7 protein-coding genes and 1 pseudogene are annotated in these 11632 nt (G+C 64.6%); 7 read left to right on the forward strand and 1 reads right to left on the reverse strand.

All coding sequences use genetic code 11. From position 1 onward, the window contains the following. The first annotated feature begins 557 nt into the window (after window positions 1-557). The 6 genes and pseudogenes from EP26_RS23355 to EP26_RS23380 all read left to right on the forward strand — a co-directional run bounded on the left by EP26_RS23355 (window position 558) and on the right by EP26_RS23380 (window position 9531). Window positions 558-1802 (forward strand): site-specific DNA-methyltransferase, encoded by a 1245-nt coding sequence (locus tag EP26_RS23355; protein ID WP_043342239.1) that lies wholly within the window; start codon window positions 558-560, stop codon window positions 1800-1802. Window position 1803: 1 nt separating this feature from the next. Next, window positions 1804-2316, forward strand: a complete 513-nt coding sequence (locus EP26_RS23360; RefSeq protein WP_043342240.1) for a phage terminase small subunit P27 family — start codon at window positions 1804-1806, stop codon at window positions 2314-2316. Next, complete coding sequence (locus EP26_RS23365) at window positions 2294-4021, forward strand: terminase large subunit (RefSeq protein ID WP_043342241.1); 1728 nt, start codon at window positions 2294-2296, stop codon at window positions 4019-4021. The genes EP26_RS23360 and EP26_RS23365 overlap by 23 nt, the downstream gene beginning before the upstream one ends. A gap of 940 nt (window positions 4022-4961) precedes the next feature. Further along, entirely contained in the window at window positions 4962-6791 is a 1830-nt protein-coding gene (locus tag EP26_RS33495; protein ID WP_169747466.1) for a peroxidase family protein, read from the forward strand. A 175-nt stretch (window positions 6792-6966) separates the two neighbouring features. Next, window positions 6967-7257: pseudogene (locus EP26_RS23375) on the forward strand (terminase TerL endonuclease subunit); the annotation flags it as partial. Window positions 7258-7857: 600 nt separating this feature from the next. Continuing rightward, complete coding sequence (locus EP26_RS23380) at window positions 7858-9531, forward strand: ATP-binding protein (RefSeq protein ID WP_052389568.1); 1674 nt, start codon at window positions 7858-7860, stop codon at window positions 9529-9531. Between the two features lie 243 nt (window positions 9532-9774). On the opposite strand, the gene EP26_RS36890 is transcribed toward EP26_RS23380, so the two are convergent. Then, window positions 9775-10587, reverse strand: a complete 813-nt coding sequence (locus tag EP26_RS36890; RefSeq protein WP_052389569.1) for a DUF3489 domain-containing protein — start codon at window positions 10585-10587, stop codon at window positions 9775-9777. Window positions 10588-11028: 441 nt separating this feature from the next. On the opposite strand from EP26_RS36890, the gene EP26_RS23390 reads away from it, so the two are divergent. Then, window positions 11029-11632: IS5/IS1182 family transposase (locus EP26_RS23390; RefSeq protein ID WP_043342254.1), on the forward strand; the 604-nt coding region annotated here is incomplete at its 3' end.

Raw genomic sequence — 11632 nt, forward strand, 5'->3', positions numbered from 1 at the left:
GCACGAGCTGCGGAAACTTTCGCAGTAGAGCGAAGAGGAAGGTTATTGTTCCTCGTAGTCGTGGCCCGCATAGTTGCCTTGCGCCACTTGGTTTGCGGCGCTTCGTCCCAAGGACGCCAACATGCCGCTCCGCTCACCGCTGCACCGCTCTGAAGCTTGGAGGCCATCGGCGGCTGGCTTCCGACGCGAGGGCAACGCCAGCAGCACAGCACGCGGGTACGGTGAGGACTGGCGCCGCCTGCGTCTGCAGGTGCTGACCGACGAGCCACTGTGTCGCATGTGCCATGTAGCGGGCCGCGTCACGGCGGCGACTGAGGTGCACCACATGCGCGGGTTCCACGGCATCCACGACCCACTGCGTCTCGACCGCCGCTGGCTGATGCCGATTTGCGTGCCCTGCCACCGACGAGAGTCGCAGCGCGATGCCGTGGACGCGCGACGATGAGGGCGCCCGGTCGATGGCGACCCGGGGGGATGCATAAGTCGCCGGCCTCCCAGCGCCGTGACCGAGCCCCCGCTGATTTTCTTTGCTTGCGAATTTATCGACCGGGGCCGTTATGAGCCACATCGCACAGGTCTGGCCCGCTGACGCCGTCGAGCGCCGGTCCATTGGCAGCCTCATCCCCTATGCCCGGAACGCTCGCACCCACAGCGACGCACAGGTGGCCCAGATCGCCGCCAGCATCCGCGAGTGGGGCTGGACGATGCCGGTGCTGGTGGACGAGGCAGGCGGCATCATCGCCGGCCACGGCCGCGTCCTCGCCGCGCGGCAGCTCGACCTCACTGAGGTCCCGGTCATGGTCGCCCGCGGCTGGAGCGACGCCCAAAAGCGCGCCTATGTGCTCGCCGACAACAAGCTGGCGCTGAACGCCGGCTGGGACGACGCGCTGCTGCGGATCGAGCTCGCCGATCTTCAGGGCATGGGCGCCGACCTCGCGCTGATCGGCTTCAGCGAGAACGAGCTCACCTCGCTGCTGGTGGAGGGCACCGCCGGTCTCACCGACCCCGACGCGGTGCCAGAGGCGCCAGCCGAGCCGGTGACCCGCCCTGGCGACGTGTGGCTGCTTGGACGGCATCGGCTGGTGTGCGGCGACAGCACCACGCCGGAGGCTGTCGAGGCCGCTCTGGGCGACGTGCGGCCGCATCTGATGGTCACCGATCCGCCCTACGGCGTCGCGTACGACCCAGCCTGGCGCAACCGCGCTGGCCTCAGCACGACCCGCCGCACTGGCGCCGTGGCCAATGACGACCGAGCCGACTGGCGCGAAGCCTGGGTGCTGTTCCCCGGCGAGGTGGCCTATGTCTGGCATGGCGCCCTCCACGCCGCGGCCGTGGCCGAGAGCCTCACCGCCTGCGGCTTCGAGATCCGCGCCCAGATCGTCTGGGCCAAGGAACGGCTGGTGCTCGGACGCGGGCATTACCACTGGCAGCACGAGCCCTGCTGGTACGCCGTCCGTAAGGCCGCTGGCGGCCATTGGGCGGGCGACCGCAAGCAGACGACCCTCTGGCAGATCGCCAGCCGTGGCCAGGATGCCGAGACGGTGCACGGCACGCAGAAGCCGGTGGAGTGCATGCGCCGGCCGATCGAGAACAACTCGAGCCCTGGCCAGGCCGTGTACGAGCCCTTCAGCGGCTCGGGCACCACCCTGATCGCCGCCGAGATGACGGGCCGCGCCTGCCACGCGATCGAGCTGTCGCCGGCCTATGTCGATGTGGCGGTGCTGCGCTGGCAGGCGTTCACCGGCCAGCAGGCCGTGCGCGAGGGCGATGGCCTGGCGTTCCCGATCGCCGAGGCGGCCTGAGATGCGCGGCCGCAAACCCGTTCCGACCGAGCTGCACAAGCTTCGGGGCACCCTTAACGCCACTCGTCATGGCAAGGGCCGCAGCGGCGAGCCCGAGGCCACTGGCGACCTCCTGCCTGAGCCGCCGGCCTGGATGACCGAGGCGCAGCAGACCGGCTGGCGCTACGCCCTCGAGCACGCGCCGCGTGGACTCCTGAAGCAGATCGACCGCACCCTGCTGACAGTCTGGGTCGAGGCTGAGGCGCGCTACCGCACCGCGGCCACCATGCAGGCGCAGCTGGACCAGAACACCAGCCTGCCACTGCTGACCAAGACCCGCGACGGCACGCCGGTGCAGTCGCCCTATATCGGCATCATGAACCGGGCGGCGGCGCTGATGATCAAGGCCGCCTCGGAGCTCGGCTTCTCGCCAGCGGCCCGGCCCAGGTTGGCCGCTGGCGCCCAGGAGCCGGCCGAGGAGCAGTCCCCCTGGAGCCAGCTGAAGGTGATCCATGGCGGCAAGAGCGCTGGCTAACAGGGGCTCAGCTGCCCCTCAGGGCGTCGCTGAGGCCGTCGCCTATGCGGAGGCGGTGGTCGGTGGCGCCATCCCGGCCGGGCGCCTTGCTGGCCTCGCCTGTGCGCGCTTCCTGCGCGACAAGGCCGCTGCCGAGGCAGGGGAGGGGCCTTGGGCCTTCCGGCCGGATCTGGTCGATGCGGCGCTGCTGTTCGCCGGCCAGATGCCGAACATCAAGGGCCCGGAGGCAGGCCAGCCGCTGCGCCTGATGCCGTGGCAGAAGTTGGTCTTCGCCAGCATCTTCGGCTTCGTCGAGCGCGGCACGACCACGCGCCGGTTCCGCCAGGCGGTGGTGTTCGTCCCCCGCGGCAACGGCAAAACCACCCTGGCCGCCCCGATCGCGCTCTACCTGACCTTCGTTGAGGGTGAAGGGGGTGCTGAGGGCTATGCCGCGGCGGTGACGCGGGATCAGGCGCGGATCCTGTTCGATGCCGCCCAGCAGATGGTCCGGAAGACTGGCGCCTTCCGGCAGGCGTTCGGCGTCGGCGTGGGCGCCAATGCCCTGTACCAGGAGGCGACCGCCTCCAAGTTCGCGCCGGTTTCCTCTGATGCCAAGGCGCTGGATGGCTTGAACGTGCAGGTGGCGGTGTGCGACGAGATCGCCTCGCACAAGACGTCCGAGGTCTATGACGTGCTGCTGACCGCCATGGGCAAGCGGCGGCACCCGCTGCTGCTGTCGATCAGCACGGCCACCGGCAACACCACCGGCATCGGCAAGCAGCTCTGGGACTATGGCGTGCGGGTGCTGGAAGGCGCCCAGGAGGACGAGCGCTTGTTTACGTTGATCTACGCCGCCGACCCAGAGGACGACCCCTGGAACGAGGCGACCTGGATCAAGGCGAACCCGAGCTGGGGCCAAGCGGTCCAGCCGGACGCGATCCGCGCCATCATGGGACAGGCCCGGAACAACTTAGCGCAGGAGACCGCAGCCCGGACCCGGCACCTGAACATCTGGTCCGGCGCGGATGAGGCGCTGTTCTCCATGCGCGCCTGGCAGGCGTGCCGTAGCCCCGAGCTGCGTCTGGAGGACTTCGAGGGGCAGGAGTGCCATCTCGGCCTCGACCTCGCCAGCCGCACCGACCTGGCAGCGCTGGCCCTGGTGTTCCCCCAGACCTGCCGCGAGACGGGCAAGACGACCTATGCCGCCTTCGTCCGCTGCTACCTGAACGAGGAGGCGGTGCTCGAGGCGCGCAATGCCGCCTATCCCGGCTGGGCGGCGGCGGAGCGCCTCATCCTCACACCGGGCAACGAGACTGACTTCCAGGCCATCGAGGACGACATTCTGGAGCTGAGCCGGCGCTTTCGCATCGTGAGCGTGGGCTACGACCCTTGGCAGTCGACGCAGCTGGCACAACGGCTACGTGCGCAGGACGTCGAGATGGTGGAGTTCCGCTCGACCACGGCGAACTTCTCGCCGGCGATCATCGAGCTCGACGCTGCCCTGCGCTCGGGCCGCCTCCAGCATGACGGGAACTCGGTGCTGGAGTGGTGCATCGGTAATGTTGTGGGCAAGCCCGATCGCCGAGGCAATCTTTACCCGACGAAGGCGCGGCCAGAGCAGAAGATCGACGCCGCCGTGGCGCTCATTATGGCGATTGGGCGCTCGATGACTGAGCCGGAGCAGTTCACCAGCATCTTTGAGCGGGCAGAGTTGTGGATGGCGTGAAGCACTGCGTCAGAGCACATGGGATTAACTTACTACCGCTACGCTGGTCCTTGTTAGACATCGCTGGGAGGTCGTGCGCGAATCTATGCCAGCGAAGCGCAAGTCTCGAACTGCATCCGCGCACAGGTTTATTGATCCAAGTATTGCTGTTATCTGGAACCCGCCACGCGTGTCGAAGTCGCGAGATAAAGAGGCTGTATAAAACGCTTGTTATTTACTCTCAGATTCCCCTTGCGCGTGAGAAAATGTTGCGCCATCTTCCTGGTAGGTAAAACGTTGAAAATTAAGAATAAGAGCCGGCGAGATTGTTCGCTGGAACGTTTGTACGCCTTCGCGCATCGGCTTACGGTCGGGGAGGGCTGAACATGAAGTCGCCTCACGCGCTAACAGAACCAAGGATGGTGGCGCCCGACACTTGTGCGATAGTGACGGGTCCGTTCTGTGTCTCCAGTATGGGAGCGCCGCATTTGGGCGAAAGCGTGACACGGTCTTCGTGGAAGTTGGCACCGCAAGCAGAGAACTCGCAGTCACAAAAGATCAGGTATGATCTGAGGTTGGACATCTCCACGGTGCGTTGGTGCAGTAATGTAAGGCGAATTATCACTACTTCCTCGCCGGCGGCAATGCTTCGTGTGCTTGAATACGCAAGGTTCAGATCGCTAAGCGAGACATCGTTGTCGAGGAATAAACTACGGCTGCATTCAAGGACGCTGCCAGCGAGGTTAATGCCACCCCAGCCGCCTCGCGGTGCAATAGCTTCTATCCAGCTGGGGCAACCACTCTACAGATCTCCGTTGTGGCATCCGCGCTGCTGAACGCTTAGCGCAGGCTGCGCGCAAGGTGCGCGGCGAAACTTTCATCAGGTTAAAAAGCAATGGCCGCCGACTATCGGTTGGGGCCGATCGCTGACTCTTGCCTATGGCCAAAAGGAGGCCGTGTGATGGAGTTCCGGACGGTAGATGGCTCAAACAACAGCCTCACTCAAAGTGACCTGAACGCCTCTGGCTCCGCGTTCGTCCGCATTGGGCCGGCGCGCTACACGGACGGTGTCCATGAGATGGTGGACGGGCCGAATCCACGCATGATTAGCAATGTCGTCGTCGGTGAGGGAGAGGCGGCGACACCGAATGGTCAGGGCCTTTCGGGTATGATGTATGCTTGGGGCCAATTTATCGACCATGACATCACCCGCACGCCCTCTGATCGTGTAACCCGCATCGATATCGCTGTGCCACAGGGCGATCCCGACTTCCCAGATGGCACTAAAATTCTGTTGAGCCGCGCGGTCACGCATTCCACAAGCGGAACCGGTCCCGAGAACCCTGCAACGCCACTCAATGCCGTGACCGGATGGCTCGACGCCTCTATGGTTTACGGCTCCGATACAGCGACCGCGGCAAGCCTGCGCCTGGCCAACGGGCGCATGAAAACATCAGATGGCGACAACCTCCCCGTGGTCGGGGGCCAGTTTTTGGCTGGTGACGTACGCGCCGCAGAAAACCCCGCATTGACGGCGCTACATACGTTGTTTGTGCGTGAGCACAACTGGCAGGTTGAACGGCTACACGCAGCCAAACCATGCTTGACCGGGGACGAGCTATACGAGCAGGCGCGAGCTATCGTTGCAGCGGAGATTGCGCATATCACCTACGAGGAGTTCCTGCCACATCTCGTCGGGCCAGACGCCATCTCTGACTACTCCGGCTACAATCCAGCCGTGGATCCGCGGCTTAGCGTAGAGTTCGCCGGCGCTGCCTACCGTTGGGGCCACTCGACCGTCTCTGCCGAAACCGAACGTAAAGATGAACGAGGTGAGGTGGCAGGCGCCGATCTTGAGCTGCGCGACGTCTTTTTCATGCCACCTACTGCCTTTGTCACAGACAGTGGCGCCGACGGGTTTCTCCGTCACTTAGGTGCGGACTTGGCTCAGGCCATGGACGCACGGATTGTCGACGATTTAAGAAATTTCTTGGTAGACGCTGACGTCGGGCAGGATCTCGCCGCTATTAATATACAGCGGGGACGCGATGTAGGCATCGGAACGCTTAACCAAACCCGAACAGCCCTCGGTCTTACCCCATATGATGAGTTTGAGGATATTACTCAAGATTCAGCCACCGTCGATGCGTTGCGGCAGGCCTTTGTGACGGTGGATAAAATTGACCTCTGGACCGGAGGATTGTCTGAGTCTCTTGCCCCAGGAGCGTTCCTTGGTGAGACGTTTCGGGCCATTGTTGCGGATCAGTTTGAGGCCCTGAGGGATGGTGATCGTCTCTGGTTTCAGGCTCAAGGGTTCGACGCCAGGACCCTATCTGAGATCGAGCGTACAACTCTTTCTGACATCATCCTGCGCAACACGGATACGAAGAACATCCAGGATGATATTTTTACCTTCGTTGAACGCCGAGGCAGCGACGTAGCACCTGAGCATCCGGATCTGCCGCAGCTAGTGGTCGGCAGCAACGGGCGTGAGGAACTTATTGGTAGCATGCAGGATGACATTCTGGTCGCCGGGCGAGGACATCAAACATTGAGAGGCGGGGAGGGTGACGACCGCTTCGTACTGGATGGACCTACCAAGGCGACGGTTGCTGACTTCCAGCCGGGTCACGATCACCTGCAACTCAAGGTAAGCAACGGCAAAGGCTTCGCAGATCTGGATATCCGCGGCGACGCGGACGACACCGTGCTGCGGCTTGGGCATTACCGCATAGAGCTTTCAGGGATCCGTCCCGACGAACTAGGCCCGGGCGACTTCATCTTCGTCTGAGCCGTAAGCTGGAGCAGCCAAGCACCTTGTGCTGACGACACCTGGCAGTGAGACGGACTTCCAAGCCACAGAGGACGACATCCTGGACGGTAGCCGGCGCTTTCGTATCATGAGCGTCGGCTACGGCCCCTGGCTATCGACGCCCCTGGCGTAGCGGCTACGGGCGCAGGACGTCGAGATGGTGGAGTTCCGGTCGACTACGGCGAACTTCTCGCCGGCAATCATCGAACTTGATGCTGCCATGCGCTCAGGTCGCCTCCAGCATGACGGCAACCCGGTGCTGGAGTGGTGCATTGGCAACGTGGTCGGCAAGCCCGATCGTCGAGGCAACCTGTATCCGACCAAGGCGCGGCCGGAGCAGAAGATCGACGCGGCTGTGGCGCTCATCATGGCGATCGGGCGGTCGATGGCCGAGCCGGAGCAGTTCACCAGCATTTTCGAGCGGGCGGAGTTGTGGCAGGCGTGAGCTAATGCACGTAGCTCTTCATCGACCTGCTGGGAAAGCTACCTTACGCGCGTACGGTCCACTGTATTGCTCACTGTCGCCAGTAGCCGCTGAACTATTTGAATGCTCCGTAAGTGAAGAGTTCCTGCGCTGTCCCCAGCGGTGTCCGATGCCGCTGCGATGCAGCGTCGCATTAGGGTAGATCCAGGCTGAGGTTTGTTCGCATACCCTATGCCGACTGAAGCAAAGGTGGTCAAAAGAGGACCGAGAAAATCGAATACGCAGCGGGACGCAAAGTGCGCCTCCGTGAACTGGCGATCGGTCGCGGGCATTCGGTTCGTTAAAGTCGCTTATTGCTGGGCCTCTGCGCGCAGGCGTATACAGTCTCGCCTCATGGCCGGATCAGTGCCGGCACGCTTTGTCTGACTTGACGGTAGGGGCCGCCGTCACAATGACCACAGGATCGGTGCAAGGTTGCAACTTATCTCGTCTGCCCGGACTGCCCTCGGTTTCGCCCTGGCTGTTATCTTCGCTTGGCTTTTTCTAGCGTTTTGGCGGCGAGACAGGACCCAGTTAGCGGTTGCTTGGTGGGGTGCAGCGCATGCGGTTTGGGCTGTGGCCATGCTGCTATTCGCCTTGCGCGACACGGTCTCGCCTTGGATAGCCATCATCCCAGGCAATATCGGGCTCGGCCTCGGCTACGGTCTGCTCTGGAACGGCGCCCGCCAGTTCTCAGGACGGAAGGTGGACCATGTCGGCCTGTTTGCCGGTGCCATCGTCTGGTCGGCCGCCTGTCTCCTGCCAGACTTTCTCAACTCGCTCCCAGCGCGCGTCGCCCTGTCCTCGGCAACAATCGCTGCCTATAGCGTCCTCATTGCATTTGTTTTGCGTGAGGGCATGGCAAGGCAGCGTCTGCCTTCGCACCGGGCAGCAATTGGCGTGCTGCTCGCACACGGCGTAGTTCATGCACTCCGCTCAGCCTCAGCACTCATCCTGCCCTTCGAGACGAGCGGCACGGCTCCACCAGAGGCTAGTTGGAACGTCGTTCTCACAATCCTCGCCATCACGCTGATTTCCAGCGTTGCCGTTCTCTTGTTAGCGTTAGCTGGAGAACGAACTGCCCTTGCCTCCAACGTCGTGCTCGCCGCAGCGCGCGACGCAGCGGCTTCGGCTAGCCGCGAGAAATCCCGCTTTCTCGCCCGGATGAGCCACGAGCTGCGTACACCGCTCAACGGTGTGCTCGGCATGGCGCAAGTTCTGGCACGGGATCCCTCGCTAGGGCCCAAGCAGCGCGAGCAAGCCAGAACGCTGGAGTCCGCCGGACGGCACCTTCTGGCAATCGTCAATGACGTGCTCGATCTGGCCCGCATTGAGGCAGGGCGCTTGGACCTCTCGCCCCAGCCGGTGCGGCTCCGCGAATGGCTGGCTGAGGTGCTCGACCTCATCCGTGGGGCAGCATTGGAAAAGCGGCTTACCTTACGGCTGGACGTAGCCAATGACGTGCCGAGGGCAGTGCTGGCAGACCCGGTCCGGCTTCGGCAGATCCTGCTCAATCTGCTCGGCAATGCAGTGAAGTTCACGCCTGAGGACGGCGCAATCACGCTGCGGGCGGAGTGGACCCCAACAGGTGCGTTGCGCCTGACCATTACAGACAGTGGTCCTGGCGTCCCACCCGAGCTACGCGACAGTCTCTTCGGCGAGTTCAACCAGGGCCGGCGGGAGATAGCGGCGGGGGTGGGCACCGGTCTTGGGCTGGCGATCAGTAGTGCCCTCGCCCGCAGCATGGGTGGCACGCTCGAATACGTCCCAGGACCTGATGGGCAGGGCAGCAGCTTCTCGGCGACATTGCCGCTGCCGACGGCGCTGCTTGAGGAAGAACCCACACCCGTTCAAGACTCGCCTCCGCTGACCCCGACGCGGCCGCTGCGCCTGCTGGTGGTCGACGATGTTCCCGCCAACCGCATGCTCGCCCGCGCTCTACTGGAGGCGGAGGGACACCTGGTGGAGGAGGCGGCCGATGGCCGCTCGGCGATAGAGGCACTGGCCAGCGGTGCATTGCCTGATGCGGTGCTGATGGATGTCAGCATGCCGGAGATTGACGGCTACGCGACCACCGCTCTGATACGCCGCTTGGAGGGCCCAGCTGCGCGCGTTCCGATCATCGCGGTCACCGCCAATGCGATGCCCGAGGATGCCGCCGCGAGCCGTGCTGTGGGGATGGACGGCTTCCTGACCAAGCCGCTTGAATTTCAAGCATTGCGGATGGAACTGGCACGGGCACTGCCGTCCCGCTGATCTGCCCCAAAGAAGCCTGAGCAGTTAGCACTGCCCCAACGCTGCCTGCAAGCAGCTCCGATGGTCATCTTTGCCACTGGCCACCTCCTGGTACTGGGCAACCAGGATCAGCTCTGAGCCTCGACAAAGGCTTGGACGCTCGCCTGTTCCGCCTCGAACCGAGCCCGTACTGGCCCTGCTCGGCAGTCGAGACCCGGTACGGCCCGATCGCCAGTCTGGCACTGGTATGCAGCGGCGGCCGCATCAGCCTGCCTCCGCAATGCGGTAGACGGTGTAGCTGCCCTTGGCGCCTTCCTGGCCGGGGCCGACCTGCCGGACCCGCTCGGCAGCCTCGACCGCGATGCCATGGCGCCGCTTCAGGCCGGCGAAGAAGCCTCGGACCGTATGGGCCTGCCACCCGGTGGCCTCGGCGATCTGGGCGACGGTGGCGCCCTCCGGCCGGCGCAGCATGGCGAGCACTTGCTGCTGCTTGGTGCCCTCACCCGGCTTACGGGAACCGGCGGCGCAGGGTGACGCCGCGGGCTTGACCAGGATGGCGCGGAGCGCGGCGATGGCGTCAGGCAGGCCCGGACGGTCGCCAGGCTCTTCGTCCCAGGCGGCGAGGATGCGGTGGGCAGCCTCGCGCAGGCTGGGGCGTGTCGAGATCGTCGTGGAGGGCTGCTCGGTGGGCTTTGCGCCGGTGGGCATCGTGAGGACCGCCGCAGTTGCGGGGGCCACTAGCGACGCGCTACCGGGCTTCTGGGCGGCGTCGGCGGGGGCTGGGCCGGCAGCCAGCTCGGTCTCGACCGTTGCGCCGGTGTCCGCCGTGGCGGCATCGATAGCAGCCAATCCCGCCTCGGTGATGCGCACCGCGAGCTGTGTCCCATCCTGCTGATACCACCAGGAGGCGGCGAGCTCGTCTGGCACCGCGCACTCCTCGACATAGCCCTGCTTGAGCAGGCTGGCCAAAACCGACCGGCACGCGGCGACTGGGAGCTTGTCAGGCGGCGCGGCGAGGCGAAGCGCGTGCTGGGTGGCCTCGGTCAGAATGCGGCGGGCGGTGTCGGAGAGGGCCATGGCAGGGCTCCTAACTTCGGCACCCGACCAGCCGGGTGCTACCGTCCAGAGCCCCGCCGAGAAGCCGGTCGGGGCGGTGCGGGCTCACCCTGCGCAAACAACTGTTCGCTCCGTTGCCGCAAAATGCCAAGCAGATTGAGCCAGCGCTTGACACTGATGTCGGCGCTCGAACTTGGCCGAAGTACGGCTTGCAAATCGAATTCTGGGTTGCGGACTGACAAGTATAGTCGCCACCGATAGGAGGTGGCTAAGAATCTGAACGCGAAATAAGCGGGCGGGTTAGCTCGGAACCGGTACATTGGACCGTACGCCGGCCCCGACCATATCGGGCCGATGTCCAGCACTGACATTCTGAGCCTCGTTGATCTGCCGCCGCCGTCCGCCCGTCGCGTTCCCCGCCCCAGACGCGGCGACGGCTGGAACATCCTGACCGATGTGGAGGTGTTCGTCTTCGCCGTCGAGGCCGAGTTGGAAGCCATGGACCGCGAGCGGGTCGGCGTGCACCGCCGTGGCCGCAAGCCGGACCTGAGCCTGCGGCGGCGCCTGATCGGAGTGATTTGGATGCTGACCTTCGGTGGCATGCAGTGGCGCATCGCTGGTTGGCTCTCGGGTGTTCCCTTCACCACCCTGCACAGCAGCTTCGCGCGCTGGACCCGCCTGGGCCTGTGGCGCCGGCTGGGCCAACGTCTCGCGCTCGATTGGCGGCTGGCCTGCGGCGACGTGGTTCTGCCCTCGGCGGTGGTGGCCGACAGCCGCTCCCTGCGGTCAGCCCCGACCGCCTGGGTGCGTGGCATCGACGGTGGCAAGCTGGTCAAGGGCGTGAAGCTGTTCGCGGTCTGCGACAAGCACGGTTCGCTGCTCGATCTTGAGTTGCAGCCGGCCAACACGGACGACCGTGCCGGCGTTCTGCCGATGCTGCCGCGGCTGGCCGCGCTCGGCTTTGAAGGTGACCTCCTCGGCGACAGCGGCTTCAAGGGCGCGCCCTTCGCCTCGGCAGCGCTCGAGCATGACATCCATGTCTCCATCTCGCCTGGCGGCACGCGGG

This window comes from Belnapia moabensis DSM 16746 (assembly GCF_000745835.1).
GTDB lineage: Bacteria > Pseudomonadota > Alphaproteobacteria > Acetobacterales > Acetobacteraceae > Belnapia > Belnapia moabensis.

Excerpts from the sequence above, each read along its gene's own strand:
- EP26_RS23355 (WP_043342239.1), top strand. The coding sequence starts at position 558 with ATGAGCCACATCGCACAGGTCTGGCCCGCTGACGCCGTCGAGCGCCGG.
- EP26_RS23360 (WP_043342240.1), top strand. The coding sequence starts at position 1,804 with ATGCGCGGCCGCAAACCCGTTCCGACCGAGCTGCACAAGCTTCGGGGC.
- EP26_RS23365 (WP_043342241.1), top strand. The coding sequence starts at position 2,294 with ATGGCGGCAAGAGCGCTGGCTAACAGGGGCTCAGCTGCCCCTCAGGGC.
- EP26_RS33495 (WP_169747466.1), top strand. The coding sequence starts at position 4,962 with ATGGAGTTCCGGACGGTAGATGGCTCAAACAACAGCCTCACTCAAAGT.
- EP26_RS23380 (WP_052389568.1), top strand. The coding sequence starts at position 7,858 with ATGCTGCTATTCGCCTTGCGCGACACGGTCTCGCCTTGGATAGCCATC.
- EP26_RS36890 (WP_052389569.1), bottom strand. The coding sequence starts at position 10,587 with ATGGCCCTCTCCGACACCGCCCGCCGCATTCTGACCGAGGCCACCCAG.